Source organism: Saliterribacillus persicus (assembly GCF_003337485.1).
Lineage (GTDB): Bacteria > Bacillota > Bacilli > Bacillales > Amphibacillaceae > Saliterribacillus > Saliterribacillus persicus.
In genome coordinates this window covers 53,501-75,560 of the sequence record NZ_QPJJ01000004.1, presented here as the reverse complement: position 1 = coordinate 75,560, position 22,060 = coordinate 53,501, and the positions used below count along the sequence as shown (strand labels likewise).

The 22,060-nt window shown below is 36.9% G+C and carries 21 protein-coding genes and 1 riboswitch; of the genes, 18 read left to right on the top strand and 3 right to left on the bottom strand.

The window, feature by feature from the left end; translation table 11 throughout:
- The first annotated feature begins 80 nt into the window (after window positions 1-80).
- The 3 genes from DFR57_RS05820 to DFR57_RS05810 are packed head-to-tail and all read left to right on the top strand — an operon-like array spanning window position 81 to window position 2,373.
- Window positions 81-983, top strand: a complete 903-nt coding sequence (locus DFR57_RS05820) for an ABC transporter ATP-binding protein (RefSeq protein WP_114352376.1) — start codon at window positions 81-83, stop codon at window positions 981-983.
- A complete protein-coding gene (locus DFR57_RS05815) occupies window positions 976-1,926 on the top strand; it encodes an ABC transporter permease (protein ID WP_114352201.1) in 951 nt (316 codons plus the stop codon). The genes DFR57_RS05820 and DFR57_RS05815 overlap by 8 nt, the downstream gene beginning before the upstream one ends.
- Window positions 1,927-1,944: 18 nt before the next feature.
- Window positions 1,945-2,373 (top strand): DUF4064 domain-containing protein, encoded by a 429-nt coding sequence (locus tag DFR57_RS05810; protein ID WP_114352200.1) that lies wholly within the window; start codon window positions 1,945-1,947, stop codon window positions 2,371-2,373.
- A gap of 185 nt (window positions 2,374-2,558) precedes the next feature.
- On the opposite strand, the gene DFR57_RS05805 is transcribed toward DFR57_RS05810, so the two are convergent.
- Window positions 2,559-3,341, bottom strand: a complete 783-nt coding sequence (locus DFR57_RS05805) for a carbon-nitrogen family hydrolase (protein ID WP_114352199.1) — start codon at window positions 3,339-3,341, stop codon at window positions 2,559-2,561.
- Between the two features lie 186 nt (window positions 3,342-3,527).
- On the opposite strand from DFR57_RS05805, the gene DFR57_RS05800 reads away from it, so the two are divergent.
- Together DFR57_RS05800 and DFR57_RS18655 are read left to right on the top strand one after the other, a co-directional pair.
- The gene (locus DFR57_RS05800; RefSeq protein WP_114352198.1) at window positions 3,528-4,700 is read left to right on the top strand and encodes a pyridoxal phosphate-dependent aminotransferase; all 1,173 of its coding nucleotides are present in this window, start codon (window positions 3,528-3,530) and stop codon (window positions 4,698-4,700) included.
- A 142-nt stretch (window positions 4,701-4,842) separates the two neighbouring features.
- Window positions 4,843-5,106 (top strand): DUF2651 family protein, encoded by a 264-nt coding sequence (locus tag DFR57_RS18655; RefSeq protein ID WP_425450945.1) that lies wholly within the window; start codon window positions 4,843-4,845, stop codon window positions 5,104-5,106.
- A gap of 89 nt (window positions 5,107-5,195) precedes the next feature.
- On the opposite strand, the gene DFR57_RS05790 is transcribed toward DFR57_RS18655, so the two are convergent.
- Window positions 5,196-5,882, bottom strand: a complete 687-nt coding sequence (locus DFR57_RS05790) for a DUF2711 family protein (RefSeq protein WP_114352196.1) — start codon at window positions 5,880-5,882, stop codon at window positions 5,196-5,198.
- A 175-nt stretch (window positions 5,883-6,057) separates the two neighbouring features.
- Here DFR57_RS05790 and DFR57_RS05785 point away from each other — a divergent pair, with 175 nt between their 5' ends.
- Both DFR57_RS05785 and DFR57_RS18215 read left to right on the top strand, forming a co-directional pair.
- Window positions 6,058-6,495, top strand: a complete 438-nt coding sequence (locus tag DFR57_RS05785) for a VOC family protein (RefSeq protein WP_114352195.1) — start codon at window positions 6,058-6,060, stop codon at window positions 6,493-6,495.
- A 217-nt stretch (window positions 6,496-6,712) separates the two neighbouring features.
- Window positions 6,713-6,871, top strand: coding sequence for a hypothetical protein (locus DFR57_RS18215; protein ID WP_170132916.1), 159 nt, complete (start codon window positions 6,713-6,715; stop codon window positions 6,869-6,871).
- A gap of 183 nt (window positions 6,872-7,054) precedes the next feature.
- On the opposite strand, the gene DFR57_RS05775 is transcribed toward DFR57_RS18215, so the two are convergent.
- Entirely contained in the window at window positions 7,055-7,987 is a 933-nt protein-coding gene (locus DFR57_RS05775) for a DUF4349 domain-containing protein (protein ID WP_114352193.1), read from the bottom strand.
- Window positions 7,988-8,310: 323 nt separating this feature from the next.
- Here DFR57_RS05775 and DFR57_RS05770 point away from each other — a divergent pair, with 323 nt between their 5' ends.
- The 11 genes from DFR57_RS05770 to murB all read left to right on the top strand — a co-directional run bounded on the left by DFR57_RS05770 (window position 8,311) and on the right by murB (window position 22,020).
- Window positions 8,311-9,570 (top strand): argininosuccinate synthase, encoded by a 1,260-nt coding sequence (locus DFR57_RS05770; protein ID WP_114352192.1) that lies wholly within the window; start codon window positions 8,311-8,313, stop codon window positions 9,568-9,570.
- Entirely contained in the window at window positions 9,567-10,988 is a 1,422-nt protein-coding gene (argH, locus tag DFR57_RS05765; RefSeq protein WP_114352191.1) for an argininosuccinate lyase, read from the top strand. Before DFR57_RS05770 ends, argH begins: the two co-directional genes overlap by 4 nt.
- A gap of 323 nt (window positions 10,989-11,311) precedes the next feature.
- Window positions 11,312-12,409, top strand: coding sequence for a carbamoyl phosphate synthase small subunit (locus tag DFR57_RS05760; RefSeq protein ID WP_114352190.1), 1,098 nt, complete (start codon window positions 11,312-11,314; stop codon window positions 12,407-12,409).
- Window positions 12,402-15,638 (top strand): carbamoyl-phosphate synthase (glutamine-hydrolyzing) large subunit, encoded by a 3,237-nt coding sequence (locus DFR57_RS05755; protein ID WP_114352189.1) that lies wholly within the window; start codon window positions 12,402-12,404, stop codon window positions 15,636-15,638. Before DFR57_RS05760 ends, DFR57_RS05755 begins: the two co-directional genes overlap by 8 nt.
- Window positions 15,632-16,579: an ornithine carbamoyltransferase gene (argF, locus tag DFR57_RS05750; protein WP_114352188.1), complete on the top strand. Its 948-nt coding sequence runs from the start codon at window positions 15,632-15,634 to the stop codon at window positions 16,577-16,579. Before DFR57_RS05755 ends, argF begins: the two co-directional genes overlap by 7 nt.
- Before the next feature lie 84 nt (window positions 16,580-16,663).
- Window positions 16,664-16,764, top strand: a riboswitch (TPP riboswitch).
- 107 nt (window positions 16,765-16,871) lie between these two features.
- Window positions 16,872-17,480 carry a thiamine phosphate synthase gene (locus DFR57_RS05745; protein WP_114352187.1) on the top strand — a complete coding sequence of 203 codons (609 nt, stop codon included), beginning with the start codon at window positions 16,872-16,874 and terminating at the stop codon, window positions 17,478-17,480.
- A 245-nt stretch (window positions 17,481-17,725) separates the two neighbouring features.
- A complete protein-coding gene (gene thiO, locus DFR57_RS05740) occupies window positions 17,726-18,859 on the top strand; it encodes a glycine oxidase ThiO (protein ID WP_114352186.1) in 1,134 nt (377 codons plus the stop codon).
- Between the two features lie 4 nt (window positions 18,860-18,863).
- Complete coding sequence (gene thiS / locus DFR57_RS05735) at window positions 18,864-19,067, top strand: sulfur carrier protein ThiS (protein WP_114352185.1); 204 nt, start codon at window positions 18,864-18,866, stop codon at window positions 19,065-19,067.
- Between the two features lies 1 nt (window position 19,068).
- The gene (locus DFR57_RS05730) at window positions 19,069-19,839 is read left to right on the top strand and encodes a thiazole synthase (RefSeq protein WP_114352184.1); all 771 of its coding nucleotides are present in this window, start codon (window positions 19,069-19,071) and stop codon (window positions 19,837-19,839) included.
- On the top strand, window positions 19,793-20,854 hold the full coding sequence (locus tag DFR57_RS05725; RefSeq protein WP_114352183.1) for a MoeB/ThiF family adenylyltransferase: 1,062 nt from the start codon (window positions 19,793-19,795) through the stop codon (window positions 20,852-20,854). Before DFR57_RS05730 ends, DFR57_RS05725 begins: the two co-directional genes overlap by 47 nt.
- A 251-nt stretch (window positions 20,855-21,105) precedes the next feature.
- Window positions 21,106-22,020 carry a UDP-N-acetylmuramate dehydrogenase gene (gene murB / locus DFR57_RS05720; RefSeq protein ID WP_114352182.1) on the top strand — a complete coding sequence of 305 codons (915 nt, stop codon included), beginning with the start codon at window positions 21,106-21,108 and terminating at the stop codon, window positions 22,018-22,020.
- The last annotated feature ends 40 nt before the right edge of the window (window positions 22,021-22,060 follow it).

Here is a 22,060-nt window from a genome sequence, read left to right as displayed (position 1 = left end):
GGAAATTTGAAACGTTTGTCATTCTTTTGTCGTATAAGAAAGAGAGAGCTGAAAATGGAGGGTTAAAATTGGGAATAGCAATGGAATTAAGAAATGTATACAAGTCAATTGGGAAAAAGGAAATTATAAAAGACTTAAGTTTTGACATTAAGCCTGGTGAAGTCTTTGGCTTTTTAGGGCCGAATGGGGCAGGTAAAACCACGACAATTCGAATGATGGTAGGGTTAATGAAGATAACGTCAGGAGATATCTTGATTAATGGAAAAAGCATCGCAAAGGATTATAAAGGTGCCGTCAAAGAAGTAGGAGCAATTGTTGAGAATCCTGAAATGTATCCTTTTATGAGTGGTTTGAAAAACTTAAAGCATTATGCTCGAATGATGGACGGAATTGACGATGAACGGATAGAAGAAGTCATTAAGCTTGTTGGATTAGAAAAAGCAATCAAGGAAAAAGCGGGTCGTTATTCTCTAGGTATGCGTCAAAGGTTAGGAATCGCACAAGCGCTGCTACACAGACCATCAGTTTTAATACTAGATGAGCCGACAAATGGCTTGGACCCTGCCGGTATTAAGGAGATCAGGCAATACATAAGAAGGCTAGCAGAAGAAGAAAATGTAGCGGTTATTGTTTCGAGTCACTTATTGTCAGAAATAGAATTGATGTGTGATCGAATTGGTATTATTAAAAATGGTGAATTGATTTCGATCCAATCTGTTAATGGTCAAGAAGAAGAGAGTGCGGTGACTGTTTCTATTGAAGTAGAAGATAAGAGTGCATCGAGAGAAATTTTAGAGAATGACTTTGATTTGAAGGTAGCAGAAGAAGGACGCTATCTCTCTATTAAATTAGAAAAAGAATTAATTCCTACTATTATTAAAAAGCTGGCGGCACAAGATATTAATATTTTTGAAGTAAATGTGAGAAGAACAAGTCTAGAGGATAAATTCTTTGAAGTGATTGGAGAGAATACCATTGCGTAATTTTTTAAATTTAATGAAAAACGAACAGATAAAACTATTTTCACGATTTGCTACTTGGTCTATGTTTATTATCATAGCAGTTATTATTATTGCAAGTGGTATTATTACATTTATTTTCGATGATTTTGTAACAAAAGATTACGGAGATAATTGGCGAACAGAATTGCAGGAAGAAAATGCTGATTTTGAAGAAATGATGGAAGGCGAGTATATGGAAGGTGCTTATACTGGTGAAATTGAGCGGAATAATTATCATTTGGAAAATGATATCAAACCATCTTCTTATGACGGTTGGCAATTCACATTAGATAATGCCGGGTTGTCGATGATGATTAGTTTATTTACGATTATTATTGCAGCTGGAATGATCGCAAGTGAATTTAGATGGGGAACAATTAAACTATTATTAATTCGACCTATTTCCCGAACAAAAATAATGTTTTCAAAATATGCAACAGTACTTTTGTTTGCGTTAAGTATGCTGATATTTTTATTTGTGATAAATTTAATAGTAGGCGCGATCTTCTTTGGAATAAATGGATTAAATCCAACTTTTGTGCAATCTACAATGAGTGGCTTTCAAGAAGTGGGTATCATGAAAGAGATTTTCACGGAATATGGATTACAAATGATTAAATTAGTTATGATGGCGACTTTTGCCTTTATGATTTCTAGCTTATTTAGAAATAGTGGAATGGCCATTGGTCTTGCAATATTTTTAATGTTTGCAGGAAATATGATTGTTGGTGTATTGTCTCAGTATGAGTGGTCCAAATATATTCTTTTTGCAAACACTGACTTAAGTCAATATCAAGCAGATCGACATCCAATGATTGAAGGGATGACAATGGGCTTTTCTGTCACGATACTCGTAATCTATTACATTATATTTTTAGCAGTTTCATGGATTGCATTTACGAAACGTGACGTAGCAGGTAATTAAAAATTAGGAGGGTAAAAAATGAAAAGAACAGCAGAAGTAGTTTTATCAATAATTGGCGCACTAGTTTATGGGTTTCTTGCTATTATTGGAGGTGCCATGGTTTGGTTACAAAACAATAGGGATGTGCTAGAAGAGACAGTGTCCGACCCAGAGATGAATCAAGAAAATATGTTGGATATTGATATGATGATGGAAACCATGGGTACAGGTGGATGGTTATTCTTAATCACAGCCATTATAGCAATCGTGATTGGGATAGTTTCAATGGTTCTCTTTAAAGGTAACAAAAGTCCTAAGCTTGCGGGCATCCTATTATTGGTAGTTGGTGTAATTAGTACAATTGCAACAGCTGGTGCAGGGATTTTTGGTGGAGTGTTCTATGTAATAGCAGGTATTATGGGACTTGTCCGTAAACCGAAAAATGAAATTAATATCGATCAATACTAATCTATTGGAGTAGCGATGGTTATTCTAATATTGTAAGATAAGTAAAACCGGTAGAATGTATCTGCATTCTACCGGTTTTTTTATACGTTAAGAAAGTATTAATTTTTCATGTAGAAGACTAATCTGCAGAGGGGAAATTCAAAAAAACTAATACATTCGCTAAACGAAAACCGAATGCGAGTTTTCTAAATTTTATATAAGTCTACTCTTCGATCATCAAAGACTGGAATTCTTTTTCTTGTTTCCTCCACAATGGAAGGGTCGATTTTGCCATATAATATTTTTGCTTCATCTTCAGCTTCTTCTACGACTCTTCCCCAAGGATCAATAATCATGGAATGACCTCCAAATTCATTATTTGGATCTTCGCCAACCCTGTTACATGCAATCACATAGCATTGGTTTTCTATCGCGCGCGCAATTAATAAGGAACGCCAATGTTCAATGCGTTGTTTTGGCCATTCCGCTACTACAAATAAGAGTGAGGCCTGATCAAGCATGTGCGAACGGATCCATTCAGGGAAGCGGATATCATAACAAATGACCCCTGCACAATCTAGGTCATCAAGGCGAAAGAGTCCATCCTCATTCCCTTCGGTTAGATACTTTTCTTCTTCCATTAAACGAAATAAATGGGCTTTACTATACTTTTTGATGCACGAACCATCTTTATTGATCACTAACAACGTGTTTGTCATTTTATCTTCCGTTTTCATGGCGACTGATCCACCTATAATATTCACCTGATACTTTTTCGCAAGTGTACTTAAAAACGCAATCGATTTTTCCGCGTTAACATCAGCGATCTCTTCTAACCGAGATAAATCGTATGCTGTATTCCACATTTCAGGAAGTACTACGATGTCGACGTCTCCTTCTAATCGACCAAAAGCCGCTTTTATTACTTCTTGATTAATTTCTGGCTCGCCATAGGCAAGGTCGATTTGAATGATAGCGATGTTTTTCATTTTCAGCACCTCTTTAGTCTGTATTTGTGGTTTTAATTGTTTCATTTAGAAGATTCTTATTAAAAATTAAAGCGCATACTTTTTTACTATTTTAATTATCCCATTGCAAAAAAATTCTGTCAATTAAAGCTAAAATTAGGCATAATGGAGAAAGAGACACAGGATAATCAACAAGGAGTGTAATAGATGAAGGAGTATAAGTCTTCACGGATTTTAGATAATCTACCAGAGCAGTTTTTTGCATCTTTGGTGAAAAAGGCACAACAAAAACAAGCAGAAGGCTATGATGTGATTAATTTAGGGCAGGGAAGTCCTGATCTGCCAACCCCAGAACATATTGTAGAAGCAATGCAAGAGGCAGTAGCTAACCCTGCTTATCACCGCTATTCGCCATTTAAAGGCTTTCCTTTTTTAAAGGAGGCAATTGCTACATACTACAAGCGTGAATTTAACGTCGAAATAGATCCTGCTACAGAAGTGGCGATTCTCTATGGTGCTAAAACTGGTCTTGTAGAAGTTAGTCAGTGTATGTTGAACGCTGAAGATCTAGCTTTGGTACCAGACCCAGGCTATCCCGATTATTTATCTGGCATTCACCTAGCACAAGCTGAGGTTAGTAAGATGCCATTAAGGAAAGAGAATGCTTTTTTACCCAATTATCGAGAGATTGCAGGAGAGGATTTAGACCGAGCAAAATTAATGTTTTTGAATTACCCTAATAATCCAACAGCAAGTGTAGCAAACAAAGCTTTTTTTGATGAAACGGTTAAGTTAGCTAACGATCATGACATTTGTGTTGTGCATGACTTTGCTTATAGTGCGCTTCATTTTGATGGTAAAAAAGCCCAAAGCTTCTTAGAATCTGAAGGGGCAAAGGATATTGGCATTGAAATTTATACGATGTCTAAAACCTATAATATGGCTGGATGGCGCGTGGGGTTTGCATTAGGAAATCAAAGTGTCATTAAAAAGATCGAAACCCTTCAAGATCATTTATATGTAAGCTTGTTTGGAGCTGTGCAAGAAGCGGCGGCAAAGGCCTTATTACAAGATCAAGAACCTGTTAAAGAAATGCTTCATATCTATGAGAAGCGAAGAGAAGCTTTTGTTCAGGCGCTTGAAAAGATTGGCTATTCGATTGATCCACCTGCGGGAAGCTTTTTTGTTTGGATGCCTGTACCAGAAGGGTATACTTCGACCTCTTTTAGCGAGCTTTTATTAGAAGAAGCACACGTTGTGGTGGCACCAGGAAACGGTTTTGGAGAATACGGAGAAGGTTATGTACGGATTGGTTTACTAGATAATGAAGAAAGATTAATAGAAGCGGTTGATCGCATCAAAAAGTTAAATGTATTTTAATAAGGGTGAGGTCTAGCAGAGGGGAGCTGGGCCCCATTTTTTATAGATAGTGAATTATCTGAAATTCATCGATTAATGTGTTGTTATAAAATAAAATTTGATACAATATTGTAATAATCTAACAATTGAATCAGATTTTAAGGTGGGGGAGAGTAATTTGGAATTATTCCCGTTTATCATATTTATTATATTTGTATTTCCAATGATTTCGATTTTAATAGGGATATTAGGCTACTACATCTTTAAGAATATTTATATAGCACCGATACTTGTCGCAATAGTTTCAGTTATAGCAACCTTTACGGTATTTAATACTTCGTTTTGGTTCTGGGCAACACTTTACACATTATTGTCTCTAATGTCAGCCTTAATTGTTAAATTATTTACTGCTAAAAGGCTAATTTAAATGCCGTCATTTTTCTATCAACTTATTCATGATTAATTCATGTTTTCCACTTTGCTTACAAATTAATGCAGAGGACACGCGAGTATTCTTTATTTATATTGCTCTTCCCAATTGAAAATTGTATATTTATCCACATTTACCCCTTCAAAAAATCGCTTGAATACAACATCACTTATGCTATCTTTACTGAATAACAAAGCAGAAACCTCATCAAAGAAAAAGGTAAACACATAATCCTTGTCACAATCGCTAATGGTTATAGGACCATTACTCAATTTTAAAATATCCTCACTTGTCATACTGTCTAACTGAAGAGAGTAGATATTTTCATCATCTATAAAAGCATACTCAATTTTTTCACAATCTCTTATAGAAAAAAAGTCAAAAATTGATTTTATTACAAATACAGATAGATTATCTTCTTGGGGGAAGAAAACATTTTTTGATAGAGCGTCTGTTAACTGTTGGGATAAATCTGTTCTCGTATATAACTCTCTCCCAAATCCATTGGTAAGCTTTGTGTTAACAGCAATAGAAAAATTAGCAATGCTATTAATATTACTTTTTTTCCTTAAATATTCCCACGAAACTGGTCGTCCTACATTTAAGATTTCTTTATTTGTTGGAAAAGTGGGAGTGGAGTTTTCTTTGATCCATTCGTCAGGCATTTCTATAAATGGAAGAAATATAATCCAAGCATTTTTATATTCACTGGGTAATAGATTTAATATTTTTTCGTTTCCACTGGAATTCATAATTGGATGGAAGTATTTCATTTAATTCACCTCTTCATAAAAAAGATATGACTAAATATCTTTTTGTATTGTAACATAATTCCAATTTTTATTTTAGATGAACTGTTGCTAGGTTACTTGAAAAAAGGAAAATCATGAAGGGATCTAGAATAAATACGTTAATAAGGAAATTTGAAAAAACAGGAGGTATTAAGATATGAAAATTCAAAGAATAGATCATGTGGGTATAATTGTTAATGATCTTCCTGCTGCTAAAGATTTTTTTCTTGATTTTGGTCTTGAATTGATGGGAGAAGCGGAAGTGGAAGGCGAGTGGGTTGAGCGAATAATAGGGCTCGAGGATGTTAAAGAAGATGTCGTAATGCTACGGACGCCTGATGGTGAAGCAACTATAGAATTAGTAAAATTTCATACGCCATCAGATGAAAATGGCATACAGCACCCTTTGGCAAATACTTTAGGTATCCGGCATATTGCCTTTGCGGTTGAAGGTATGGAAGCGATTGTTGCCAAAATGAAAAAGAAAGGCGCAGAGCTGATTGGTGAGATACAAAATTACAAAAACACTTATAAACTATGTTACTGTCGTGGTCCAGAAGGAATTATATTAGAGTTGGCAGAGAAAATAAAATAAGAGAAGAATTTGAGGAGATATAGTGATTCAGAAAAAAGCAAAAGGAAGACTTAAAAAAACATTCAAAATTATAACAAGTATATTCGTAATATTTTTTGTTGTTCTGCTCATTACTACTCCATCAAGGAGTAACCTCGAAGATTGGGTCTATGAAAATTATGGTTACCAATGTGATGAATTCGGAGTATGTCAGAAAGACAATACGGAAGTGTTGGTAATGGGTCAGCATTATAGAATTGGAGGCATCTTTATGTCGGTGCAGAGAAGTATTGAAATACCTGGTAGTAATGAAGAAACTGAAACAATAAAAGCGTTTGGAATCTTAAACAAGATATATAGTATGGAAGACAATCGGTTCTTTGAGATAGTAAATTAACGACGGATATTTAAATTGTGAAGGATTATAGTTAAACGTGCATGCACGATTGATGACAACTAGACACAAACTAACCGCACTATACTTTTTAAATAAATAAAAAGAGAAAAGTGGGGTTAACATACTAATAATTACATTTATCTCCAGCGGGGAAAGAAAATCCCCACTGAAGGAAATCTCATTTTATTCTTTTGGAGCGGATTTCTTTTTTCGTTTATATATAATGTAAACAACTAATAAGACTGCTGTGATTAAAATAAAGATAGGTAAATTACCAGCAAAGAAAATAAATAATGCGGAAGCGGTTTGTAATAGGATGTTAATACTTTTCATAAACTGTTCTTTCGTTTTTTCCCACGTATTTAAATCGTCGTTTTCTATAGAAGGAATTTTTACATCCGTTTCCCACAATTCAATGGTAACTGTAGCAAGGGCTGCATGGTTTTCAAGGTATTTCATTTTCCCCGTTATTTGTTCGATTTCCTCTTGCACTTTTGCTAAATCATTGGAGATTTTCAAAAGATCCTCCGTTTTTTCGGCATTCTCCATAAAAGAAAGCAATCGTTTCTCTACTACATTCTTAGATTTCAATCTGGCTTCTAAGTCTACATATTGTTCAGTTACGTCATCCCCTGTTACAGATTCTTCTACAATTTTCATATCACCTTCGTCTAGTAATACGAGAAAATCTGCAAACGATTCAGAAGGTATACGCAATGTTAAAGAACCGTTCCGATTTTCGTTTTCTTCATTATTATGAACACGAGATTCAACGATGTAACCATTATTCTTTCTCGTTTCTTTTTCTATAAAGTTAATCGTTTCATCAAATCCTTTTGTTTCAATTTGAAGGTAGGCGTTATAGATGATTTTTCTGTCTTCCTCCGTTAATCCATTATCATTAGGTGCCTCTTCGGTCTCAGCTGCTTCATCAGTAGAGTTTTCTAAAGCAGCTTTTTCGCTTTCCTCCTGATAACCAATTTCCATGTCTCTTGTTTCGGCTATATCATTAGTAGACTGGCTATCCTCACTTGATTCGGAATCTTCACTACTACACGCGAAGAGAAAAAAGAAAGATAAAATAGTTAGTATAAGTAAGCTTTTTTTTCTGATCATAAAAATGACCCCCTCTTTTATTTCGTTATCTAGTTAGACGTTTATAAAAGGAGATGGTTACAAATCTATGCTTATTCATGATTTTGTATAAAAATTCGATTATATGAATAATTGTGAGTTTAATAAAAAAATAAGATTAAAAAGACTAAAAGAATGGAATACAAGTCATTACTTTTACATCTATAATTCAAATTTATAAAAATTTTTTTAAGAAATTAACCTAAAACGGTTGAATTAATATACGAAATAGTGCATAATAATTCGTATCACATAAAAACGTAGGTAATGACTTGCATATAAAAACTTTAAGGAGAGATTTACAAATGGCGAAGGACAAAATAGTACTAGCATATTCTGGAGGATTAGATACCTCTGTTGCAATTAAATGGTTACAAGATGAATATAATTATGACGTAATTGCAGTGGGCCTTGATGTAGGAGAAGGAAAAGATTTAGAATTCGTAAAAAATAAAGCAATTGATGTAGGGGCAATTAAATCTTACACAGTAGATGCTAAATTATTGTTTGCGGAAGATTTCGTATTACCAGCATTAAAAGCGAACGTTATGTATGAAGGAAAATATCCATTAGTATCTGCACTTTCTCGTCCACTAATTGCAAAAGTATTAGTTGATATTGCAGAAAAAGAAGGAGCAGTCGCTGTCGCACACGGTTGTACTGGTAAAGGGAATGACCAAGTTAGATTTGATGTAGCATTTACTGCTTTAAATCCAGACTTGAAAATTGTAGCACCAGTTCGTGAATGGAAAATGACGAGAGATGAAGAAATTAAATACGCTCAAAGTCATGGTATTCCAATTCCAATTAATTTAGATAGCCCATATAGCGTTGACCAAAACCTTTGGGGACGTAGTAATGAATGTGGAATTTTAGAGGATCCTTGGGCAGAAGCGCCAAAAGATGCTTTTGAATTAACAGCAGATCCAGTAGATGCACCTGATAAACCAGAAGTAATTGAAATTACATTTGAAAAAGGTGCTCCAGTAGCATTGGACGGAAAAGCTTATCCATTAGATCAGTTAATTCTTGAATTAAACAAAATTGCAGGAAAGCATGGCGTTGGACGTATTGACCACGTGGAAAACAGATTAGTTGGAATTAAATCACGTGAGATTTACGAAGCACCTGCTGCAATTACACTAATAAATGCACACCAGGAGCTAGAGGCAATTACATTACCGAGAGAGGTAATGCAGTTTAAACCAATTGTTGAACAAAAAATTGCACAATCTATTTACGATGGTCTTTGGTTCACACAATTAACAGATGCATTAAAAGCATTTATTGAAGAAACACAAACTTTTGTAACTGGTGTTGTGAAGGTACAATTATACAAAGGTCAAGCATTTGTTATCGGACGTAAATCCGAAAATTCTTTATATAACTTAGAGCTTGCAACGTATAATAAAGGTGATCAGTTCGATCATGAAGCAGCACTAGGATTCATCAAGCTTTGGGGTCTTCCAACAAAGGTTCACTCTGAAGTGAATAACGTGCATGCGGACAAAGCAAAAATTATGGAAAAAACAATTATCGATAAAAAGGAATCTGTGAAGCAATGAAACTATGGGGCGGACGTTTTACAAAACCAACAAATGAATTAGTAGATGAATATACTGCATCGATTAGCTTTGACCAAAAGCTAGCGCAATATGATATTCAAGGTAGTCTTGCACATGTTGATATGCTTGCAAAATGCGATATCATTTCCAAAGAAGATGCTGCGGAAATTTCAAAAGGCCTTCAAACAGTTGCACAAAAGATTAAAGCTGGAGAAGCTGAGTTAACAGAAGCAAATGAAGATATTCATATGAATGTAGAAAAGTTACTCATTGATGAGGTTGGTGCTGTTGGCGGTAAGCTTCATACAGGTAGAAGCAGAAATGATCAGGTAGCATTAGATATGCGTTTATACCTTCGGGAATCGTTAGTGACAATTGTAGAGCTATTAACAGCTCTACAAGAATCACTGATGAAACAAGCGAAAGCTAATTTAGATACGGTTCTTCCTGGCTATACACATCTGCAACGGGCACAACCAGTATTATTCGCACATCATATGATGGCATATGTATCGATGTTTTCGCGTGACGCTGAAAGGCTTACTGATAGCTTTAAGCGTGTTAATCGTTCTCCGCTTGGAGCAGGTGCACTTGCTGGAACCACCTTTCCGATAGACCGGATGATGGTTGCGGATAGTTTAAATTTTGATGGGGTAGTAGAAAATAGCTTGGACGCCGTTAGTGATAGAGATTTCGTTGTAGAATTTCTATCCAATGCATCACTTGTTATTATGCATTTATCTCGTTTGAGTGAAGAGCTTGTCCAGTGGTCAAGTGCCGAGTTCAACTTTGTTGAATTAGATGATGCATTTTGTACAGGTAGCAGTATGATGCCACAGAAAAAGAACCCAGACGTTGCAGAATTAGTGCGTGGGAAGTCTGGGCGAGTATACGGTCATTTGATCGGTATGCTTACGACGCTAAAAGGCTTACCATTAGCTTATAATAAAGATATGCAAGAGGATAAAGAAGGCATGTTTGATACGGTCGAAACATTAAAAGGTGCGCTTGGTTTATTTGCACCGATGATTGCTACGATGGATGTCAAAAAAGACAATATGTATGAAGCAGTTGCAAAGGATTTTTCAAATGCAACAGATTTAGCTGATTATCTTGTTGGAAAAGACCTTCCATTTAGAGAAGCGCATGCAGTGGTTGGCCAGGTAGTGTTACATTGTATCAATGAAAATAAATATTTATTAAATCTAACTTTAGAAGAATTTAAAGGCTTCTCTGATTTAATCGATGAAGATATTTATGCAGTTCTTGATCCAAAAGCTGTTGTAAATGCACGTAATGTGATAGGTGGAACGGCTAAAAATAGAGTGGAAGATCAAATCACACACTCTGAAACTATTCTAGAAAAAGAAAAAGCTTGGATTGAAGCACATGTTGAAATTGTAAATGTATTTAAATAACATAGTAAGGATTAATAGAAACTAAGTCTCTGCCTCAGAGAGAGGCTTAGTTTTTTTATATCCTAATTGAAATAGGTTATTCTTTAATTCCTACAATGACAAAAGGATTTAACAAAAAATCATCGGCATTCATAAATTATTACTAGCTCATCATTTATTGTTTATAAAAGACAAAAAAGAATGAGCTATTTTTACAAATATAAATGCATAAATATAAATAATATAGTATAATTATTGAATATTATAGTAGTAGCAAATTTAATTGCTACCCATTAAACATAGATGAAACATAAACATCTTTAAATAGATTGGGAGGATGCAGCATGCAAGAAACAACAGGTTATCTTGTTTTAAATACAGGGGATGTGCTAGAAGGAAAGTGGCTAAATCACACACAAGCAACAGAAGGTGAGTTAGTTTTTAATACAGCAATGACTGGTTATCAAGAAGTGATGACAGATCCTTCTTATGCAGGACAAATCGTAACCATGACCTATCCGCTTATTGGGAATTATGGCTGTAATGATATTGATTTTGAAAGTATTAAACCATCCTTATCCGGCTTTATTATATCTACACCAAGCATTAATCCTGAGCATTACGAAAAGAAGCACACCTTGATGGATATGCTAGCAGAATTTAATATTCCAGCGCTTTACGGTGTCGACACCCGTGCGCTTACAAGAATTGTGAGAGAGCACGGAGAGGTTTACGGAAAAATAACCTCTGATAAAAATGATGCACCTAAAAAGTTTCAGGTAATTGATACGATTGTAGAAGAGGTTTCTACAAAGGAAAAGTTAATTTATCGCACGCAAAATCCTGCAAATTCGATCCATACACCTCATGTTGTTGTGATGGATTTTGGTTATAAACACTCGATCGCAAAGTCTTTACTTGCTTTAGGCTGTGATGTTACCGTTGTTCCATTTAATACAACGTTTGATGAAATAAAGAAAATCGATCCAGATGGTGTTCTGTTATCCAATGGACCAGGAAATCCAAAGTCGCTTGCTTATTTAGCGGACAATATTAAAAAAATTACGGAGACTTTTCCTTCTATGGGAATTTGTCTTGGACATCAATTAGTAGCACTTGCGTACGGTGCAAAAACGAAGCGATTACCATATGGTCACCGCGGTAGTAACCACCCTGTTAAGGATCTAACAACAGGTAAGGTTATGATTACTTCACAGAATCATGGCTATGTCGTAGATTATGACTCGGTTAAAATGACAGACTGGTATGTCTCCCATGTGAATGTGAATGATAAATCAGTGGAGGGGTTAAAGCATAAAACAAAGCCTTTAATGACAGTTCAATTCCACCCAGAAGCACATCCAGGTCCAATCGATACTCATGATTTATTTGTCGATTTCATTAAGCAGTTCATCGTTAAGGGAGAGAAACAACATGCCTAAGTTAAACCATATTAAGAAGGTTTTAGTAATTGGCTCTGGGCCAATCGTTATCGGGCAAGCAGCTGAATTTGATTATGCTGGTACCCAAGCTTGTCTCGCATTAAAAGAAGAAGGCGTAGAGGTTATCTTAGTTAACAATAACCCTGCTACGATCATGACGGATGAAAATATTGCAGATAAAGTGTACTTAGAGCCTTTAACAAAGGATTCACTTGCAAATATTATAAAAAAAGAACGCCCAGACGGCCTGTTACCAACGCTCGGTGGGCAGACAGGTTTAAATATGGCGGTATTACTAACAGAAGCCGGTATTTTAGAACAGTATAAGGTAGAGCTATTAGGTACCCCGCTTGAAACCATTCAAAAAGGGGAAGACCGCGATATTTTTAAATCAATGATGAAGGATTTAAATGAACCCGTAGCGGAAAGTTTATCAACTAGTTTAGTAGACGAGGCAATAAACTTTGCGAATGGTGTTGGTTATCCTTTAATTGTACGCCCTGCTTATACACTTGGTGGAGCTGGAGGCGGAATTGCAGACAATGAGGCTGAATTACGTAAGATAGTCAAAAGTGGTCTGCATTATAGCCCGATTAAACAGGTTTTAATTGAACAAAGTGTAAAGGGCTGGAAGGAAATTGAATATGAAGTAATGCGTGACGAAAATGATACGTGTATCATCGTGTGTAACATGGAAAACTTTGATCCAGTTGGTGTTCACACTGGAGATAGTATTGTTGTTGCACCTTCTCAAACACTAACAGACCGTCAGTATCAAATGCTTCGAACATCTTCTTGTAAGGTGATTCGGGAGCTTGGTGTAATTGGCGGTTGTAATATTCAATTTGCACTTAATCCATATAGTGACGAATATGTCATTATAGAAGTAAATCCACGAGTGAGCAGATCTAGTGCCCTTGCTTCAAAAGCGACTGGTTATCCAATTGCACGAATTGCTGCAAAATTAGCATTAGGCTATCACTTAGATGAGGTTCTTAATCCAATCACGGGTTATACCTACGCGAGCTTTGAGCCAACGATTGATTATATCGCGCTTAAAATACCACGTTGGCCGTTTGATAAATTTACCCAAGCAGATCGATTATTAGGAACGCAAATGAAAGCAACAGGAGAGGTAATGGCACTTGCTCGTAATTTCCCTGCTGCGCTTCATAAAGCGATTCGTTCTTTAGAGATTGGCTTGGATCATTTACACCTACCAAGCATGGAAAAATTATCGGATGAGGATTTGAAAATTGCTCTCTTTAAAGCAACGGATGAACGTCTTTTTGCAGTATCAGAAGCGATGCGTAGAGGCATGACTGTTGATCAAATCCATGAAATTACAGAGATAAATAAATATTTCTTATATGAATTAGCTGCAATCATTGATAAAGAAAAAGAGTTGTCTGCTAAAGAATGGTCTCAACTAGATGAGAAGGATTTAAAAGAAGCTAAAATACTTGGTTTTTCTGATAAAACGTTAGCAAAATTGTTAAATGTTGAAGAAAAAGATGTGCGCCGGAAGCTAAAAGAGTCTAATATTAGACCATCATATAAAATGGTGGACACCTGCGCAGCAGAATTTGAAGCGGCGACTCCTTATTTTTATAGCTCATGGAATGAATGGGATGAGGTTGAAGCCCTAAAAGGTGATAAGCGTATGGTTGTTTTAGGCTCAGGTCCAATTCGTATTGGGCAAGGGGTAGAGTTTGATTATTGCTCTGTTCATGCAGCTACATCTTTACAGGATCAAAATATTGATGCCATCGTAATCAACAACAATCCAGAAACAGTGAGTACAGATTTTAATACTGCTGATCATCTGTATTTTGAACCTTTAACAGTTGAAGACGTGCTACAGGTAGTAGAAAAAGAAAAAGCACAGGAAGTATTAGTTCAGTTCGGTGGACAAACTGCAATTAACTTAGCAGAAGGCTTACATGATGCAGGAGTCAAAATAGCTGGTACGTCTCTAGAGTCAATTGCTGCAGTTGAGGATCGTGACCAGTTTTATCAATTGATGAAAAAACTTAGCATTCCACATATCCCAGGTGATACGGTAAATGCACTTACAGAAGCAAAAGTAATTGCCGAGGAAATTGGATATCCAGTCCTCCTTCGTCCGTCTTATGTTATCGGTGGTCAAGGAATGGTCATTCTTAAGGACGAAACTCAGTTGGAAAATTACTTAGAAGAGCTTGCAGAAAGTGCTGCAGGGGATCGTATTTTCCCACTGTTAATTGACCGCTATATAGAAGGCTTTGAAGTGGAAGTCGACGCTGTTTGTGATGGTGCAGATATTTTAATACCTGGAATATTTCAGCATGTTGAACGAGCGGGAGTGCACTCCGGTGATAGTGTTGCTATTTTTCCAGCACCTGATTTAACGGAAGAGCAAAAGCAATTAATCACAGCTTATACACAAAAAATATCAAAATCATTAGATATAAAAGGTATTATGAATATTCAATTTGTATTAAGTGAAGATCGTAAAACCATCTACGTGCTAGAAGTTAATCCGAGAGCTTCAAGAACTGTTCCTATTTCTAGTAAAATTACGGGTGTTCCGATGGTAGACCTTGCTACTCGTGTGCAAATGGGTGAGGCTCTAAAAAATCAAGAGTGGAATCTTGGCTTACACAACGACGTTTCCTTTTTTGCAGTAAAAATGCCGATATTCTCAACAAATAAATTACCTGGCTTAGATCCGATTTTAGGACCGGAAATGAAATCAACTGGTGAAGCAATTGGGATTGGCTCAACAGTCGACCAAGCAATGGCAAAAGCATTTGGGTGGAAGGAAGATTATTTAAAAGCATTAGAAAAAGAAGATGTTATCTATCTATCGCTTCCTACTATAGATGATGCACTACTTTCTCAACTTAAAACGGTAAGTGCAAAAATAGAAGCGGATCAAAAAACAGCCGAATTTCTCAGGGAAAATGGTGTCGTGATTGATCAGGTTACAACGATTGAAGAAGCAGAAGAAAAATGTATGGATGATTTCTACCAATTGGTATCTGATACCAATCGCACAGGTGAAAAAGATGGTCATGTTGTCCTGCGTGAAGCAACGTTAAAATCGGATATATTATGCTTTACGTCAACGGATACATTGACAGCCTATCTACAAGCTACAAATGAAAAATTAGAAGAGCCTTTTTCTATTCAAGTACACCGCAAAAAGCAAAAGGACAGTAACAAAAAGGAGCGTGTCAAATGGTAATGACAAAAAGCTATAAAGAAACGCTTAAGGGTAGAGATTTTCTAACCCTAGCGGACTATTCCAAAGCTGAAATATCATATTTGTTAGAGCTTTCCAAACGGATTAAGCAAAAACGTAAGAATGGTGAAATATATGAACCATTAAAAGGGAAAACGCTAGGGATGATTTTTGAAAAGTCATCTACAAGAACACGCGTATCGTTTGAAGCAGGAATTTATCAGCTCGGTGGAACTGGATTATTTTTAAGTTCAAACGATATTCAAATTGGGCGTGGTGAGCTGATTTCTGATACAGCTAAAGTTTTATCAGGCTATTTAGATGGCATTATGATTCGGACCTTTGCTCAAAAGGATGTCGAAGATCTTGCAGAAAATGCAAGTATTCCAGTTATCAACGGCTTAACAGATGTTTATCATCCTTGCCAGGTGCTAGCAGACCTGCAAACCATTCAAGAAGTAAAAGGCAGCTTAGAGGGCTTAAAGCTTGCTTACATTGGTGACGGAAATAACATGGCGCATTCTTTAATGATTGGTGCTGCAAAAATGGGAATTGATGTAGCGATTGCTGCACCAAAGGAGTATCAACCATTGAATGCAGTGACGGAACTTGCGACAGGCTTTGCAGAAAATAGCCAAGTAGTCGTAACAGAGGATGTAGTTGAAGCGGTAGCGAATGCAGATGTTATTTATTCTGATGTTTGGGCAAGTATGGGGCAGGAAGCTGAACAGGCGAAGCGCGAGAAGGCTTTTGCTACCTATCAAGTAAACAAAGAATTATTCAGTCATGCCAACAAAGATGCTATCTTTATGCATTGTTTACCAGCTCATCGTGGTGAAGAAGTAACAGCTGATATTATAGATGGACCGCAATCTGTTGTTTTCCAAGAAGCAGAAAATAGACTACATGCTCAAAAAGCGTTAATGGTAGCTTTAATGGGGTAATCGAGACACTTGTTAAAGTTCCAATTTTACATTGAATAAATCCCTTTATCTGGTATAATGGGATTGTAAGATAATTAAATATCGATTCAACACTAGGGGAGCCAATATTGGCTGAGACGATTAACTTCGGACCCTTTGAACCTGATCTGGTTAACACCAGCGGAGGGAAGTGGGAAAAGTGCTAAATAATAATAAGATCGTTTAGTATATATACCACTCATTCTGCTGAATGGGTGGTTTTTTGTGTGGAAAATTTTATTCTCTTACATGTGACGCGGAAAGGGGTGAATAGATGGAACCTAAAACGCTCCATTTCATCACAAATGGAAAGCTTCCAAACTCGGAGCTTATACAGTTAATTAAAAAAATCCACCATGAAGTTGATTATATTCACCTAAGAGAAAAACAACGAACTGCACTTGAGCTCATTCAAATCATAGAGGGTCTGGAGGAGGCGGGTGTTCCTACTGCTAAATTGATTATCAATGACCGGGCCGATGTGGCTTACGTGAAACAATGTGCAGGCGTTCAGCTTGCTTATCATAGTCCACCAGCTTCTCTCCTAGCGCAACATTTTCCTGCGCTATTAATTGGAAAATCAGTTCATAGTTTAGAGGAAGCAACCTTTGCAGAAAAAGAAGGAGCTGACTTTGTGCTCTTCGGCCATATTTTTTCTACACAATCTAAAGGTGATCAATCTCCACGTGGAAGTCATGCGTTAGAAAAAATAGCGAAGAATCTTTCTATACCCGTGGTAGCAATAGGTGGGGTAAGTGCAGCGAACACACAGGAAGTGCTAGATAGTGGAGCCAAAGGTATTGCAGTAATGTCAGGTATTGCAGACGCAGAAGACCCACAAATGTCAGCTAAAGCGTATAGCTCTGCCTTAAATGAGAGATAGATTCAGATATTCGCAGATACGAAGTGAAGACAATGCGTTTTCGTGGAATAGGCAAGATCGCGGATAAAACTTCGCTTTCGCGGATATAACCAAAAATTCGCGGATATATCAGGGAAATAGCGGATATATGGGGAAAGTCGCGGATAAAAGTAAATTTTCGCGGATATCCATGTAATAACGGTGAGTCGCCCACATGAAATCCTGCAATATTTCAAGAAAGCTAAATCAACTGAAGGAGGGATAGCTTGGAAGAGATATATGATCAGATTGTGATAGGTGGCGGTGTAATAGGTTCCTCCATTGCCTATCAATTAGCTAAAAGAGGACACAAAGTTCTGGTAGTTGAAAGGAAGTTTGTAGGAAGTGAAGCATCCAGTGCTGCAGCCGGAATGTTAGGTGCCCAAGCAGAATTTAAAGAGGAGAGTCCCTTATTCCAACTGGCGTTAGAAAGTCGCCGCTTATTTCCTGACTTAGCTGATGAATTATTTGAACACAGTGGCATTGATATTCAGTTGATGCATAATGGCATGTTTAAACTGGCGAGGTCAAATGAAAGATATCAACAACTAGAGCAACTGGCAGCTTTTCAATCAGGTGTTGGGGAAAAAGCAAGCATTATATCTACTGATACCCTTTTAAAAAAAGAACAGAACGTAACAAGCGACATAGCTGGTGCCATGTATCTTCCCAATGAGAGTCAGGTGTCAGCGAAGCACCTAACAAATGCTTTCATAAAGTCAGCTATAAAGTTCGGTGCAAAAGTGAAAGAAGAATGCAGTGTGGAAAATTTAGTGATTGAAAATGATCAGGTTGTTGGTGTGACAACGCCTAAAGGCAAATTTTATGCAGATAAAGTGGTGGTTGCAACTGGTGCTTGGAGTAACTCTTTTAGTAGGTATAGCGATACAGATCTTCATTTTTATCCAGTTAAAGGAGAGTGCTTAGCTGTTCGTCCGAAAAGTGCTTTAATTAATGCAACAATTTACGACGATAGCTGTTATATGGTGCCAAAGAAAGATGGGCGTATCATCATCGGCGCTACCTCCCTGCCACATCAATATAATAAAAGCGTCTCAATGGAAGGGATGCATCAATTAATGAAAAGTGCGATGCGCATTATTCCGCAGCTAAAAGAGGCGAAGATTGAAGACGTTTGGGCAGGCATACGACCACAAACAAGAGATCAACTGCCATATCTTGGGCCGATATCATCTGTTTCAGGTTTGTTTATCGCTGCTGGACATTATCGAAACGGTATCTTATTGTCACCAATCACAGGGAAAGTGATGGCAGATATGATCGAAGAAAAAAAAGTTTCTTTAACTTACCAGCGAGCATTTTCAACGGATAGAGAGAAACAAAAAGTAATTGGGGTGTGAGCAGATGGAATTGAAAATTAATGGTGACGTCATTACGGTAGAAGACAATAACAAGACAGTGGAGCACGTAATCGCGCATTTAGGTTTAGAAGCAAAATCACTGATTGTAGAACACAATCAGCATATTTTAAAAAAAGAAGAGCATCCAGAAACACTCGTTACGGATGGAGACAGGTTAGAGATCGTTCATTTTGTTGGAGGTGGGTAAAGTGTTGAAGATAGGTTCATTTCAATTTAGTTCCCGATTATTTTTAGGGACAGGAAAGTATCCAAATTTTGATATTCAAAAGCAAGCAGTTGATGTATCTGAAACAGAAGTATTAACATTTTCGGTTAGAAGAATGAATATTTACGATGCAAAACAACCCAATTTTTTAGAAAAGATCGAAGTAGAAAACTATAAATTTTTACCGAACACAGCAGGTGCTAAAGATGCAGAGGAAGCGGTACGAATTGCTAAATTGGCGAATGCTTCTGGCTTGTGTGACATGGTAAAAGTTGAGGTGATCGGTTGTCAGAAGACGTTGCTACCTGATCCAGTGGAAACGTTAAAGGCAACGGAGATACTCTTAAATGAAGGGTATACGGTTCTGCCGTATACATCAGATGATGTTGTCTTAGCTAGAAAATTGGAAGAGCTAGGTGCACATGCGATTATGCCAGGGGCTTCACCGATTGGTTCTGGTCAAGGTATCATTAATCCATTAAATCTACAATTTATAATTGAACAAGCTAGGGTTCCGGTAATTGTCGATGCAGGAATTGGCTCTCCGGCTGATGCTGCTTTTGCGATGGAATTGGGAGCAGATGGTGTATTGTTAAATACAGCTGTTTCAGGCGCGGGTGATCCAGGGAAAATGGCTGAGGCAATGAAACTAGCTATTCAAAGTGGCCGTTTGGGTTACGAGGCAGGAAGAATTGAGAAAAAAGCTTATGCGAATCCTAGCAGCCCAACAGAAGGAATTAGCAGTGGAAGCTAGCCGTTATCATCGTCAGCAATTATTTGAACCAATTGGTGAAAATGGCCAAGATAAGATTGCATCGAGTCATGTATTAGTGATTGGTGTCGGAGCGTTAGGATCAGCTAGCGCTGAATCTCTAGTCCGGGCTGGAGTTGGAGAAATAACCCTTATCGATCGTGATTATGTGGAGGAAAGTAACTTGCAACGCCAGCAGCTTTTCACAGAAGCGGATGTAGAAAATAAGAATCCGAAAGTGATAGCAGCAAAACAACGATTGCAGCAAATAAATTCAAAAACAGTTATTCATTCCTTGTTAATCGATGCAGGTGTCGATGAATTAGAGCGTTTAGCGCCAAAGGTTGATGCTATAGTCGATGCGACAGATAATTTTGAGACACGTTTAATGATCAATGATATCGCACAAAAATATAAAAAGCCTTGGATTTATGGAGCTTGTGTAGCGAGTTATGGGGTGACTTTTACCGTTATTCCAGGAAAAACACCTTGCTTACAATGTTTAATGGACTATATTCCGAAGGACGGTGCTACCTGTGATACGGTTGGTATTATAGCGCCTGCGGTTCAAATGGTGGTAGCACACCAAATGACAGAGGTCTTAAAAATATTAGTAGGAAAAGAAGAAAACCTATCTCATAAACTAATAGGATTTGATGTCTGGAAAAATGAACGCATGGAGCTTAAAGTAGATCGTTTAAAAAAACCGGAGTGTTCCTCCTGTTCAAAGACAAGGACATATCCGAATCTTACCTATTCTTCTCAATTAAAAACGGCTGTTTTATGTGGGAGAAACACGGTGCAAATTAGACCAACGCATCATAAACAGATGAATTTCGATAATTTCACGAAGCAACTGATGAAAAACAAACAGCTACAGGTAACAAAAAATGATTATTTACTTGCATTTGAAATAGAGGAGCACCGAATTGTCCTTTTTAAGGATGGACGAACATTGATTCATGGCACAAAGGATATTCAACTAGCTAAAAAATTATACTATCAATACGTTGGTTAAGAGAGAAAAGAAGCAATTCTCAGAATGGGGATTGCTTCTTTTTGCTATAGTGAAGTATAAAAATTATCCGACTATAATATAAGGAAAATGAATGTTTAACGATAAGGAAAGTTTTTCTAAAAGTAGTATTTTTTCAAGTCAAATAAACATAGACTAATACGAATGATTATTGCAGGACAGTCTAGAGTCTTGCTATAATGATTTTTAAGCGTGTCAGTGAGGCGCTACACTATTAAAGGATTGATAATACGATGAATATACAACAGGTTTATAAAGAGTTATCTGAAATAATGGATAAAACCTATATTTTAATAGATGAATACTTAAAGAATCATACCTACACAAGGCTTGGTGGAAAAGCTGATATTTTTGTAATGCCAGAAACCATTGCTGAGGTTAAGGCTATTGTTCGTTACGCAAAAAAAAGTCAGGTTCCTTTTACACTTTTGGGAAATGGTTCTAATGTAATTGTAAAAGATGGTGGCATACGCGGTATCGTACTTAGCTTAAAACGATTAGACGCGATTTATGCGGATGGAAATCATGTAGTAGCAGGAAGTGGTGCAAGAATAATCGACACGTCTTATTATGCATTAGAAAAAAGGTTAAGTGGATTAGAGTTTGCTTGTGGTATCCCCGGTACGGTTGGCGGAGCATTATATATGAACGCTGGTGCGTATGGTGGAGAAATAAAGGATTGTTTAAAATCGACAACCGTTGTGACTAAAGACGGTGACGTGTTGGAATTAAACGCTTCTGAGTTGGACCTAGATTACCGTACAAGTAACATCCCGCAAAAAGGTTATATTGTAATGGAGGCAGTTTTTGAACTAAAGCCAGGAAAGCATGAAGAGATTAAAGCTGTAATGGATGATTTAACGTATAAAAGAGAGTCTAAGCAACCATTAGAATATCCCTCATGTGGCAGTGTTTTTAAACGTCCGCCAGGATATTTTGCAGGTAAACTCATTCAAGATAGCTCACTCCAAGGAAAAGGAATCGGCGGTGCTGAAGTGTCGACCAAGCATGCAGGCTTTATTGTGAATAAAAAAGATGCGACTGCGAGCGATTATATCGGTGTAATTGAAATGGTTCAAAAAACAGTAAAAGATAAATTTGACGTCGAACTCGAGCGTGAAGTACGAATATTAGGAGAAGATTTGTGACAAATTTCTAACAGAGAGCATTTGAGTATATCTCTGGTAA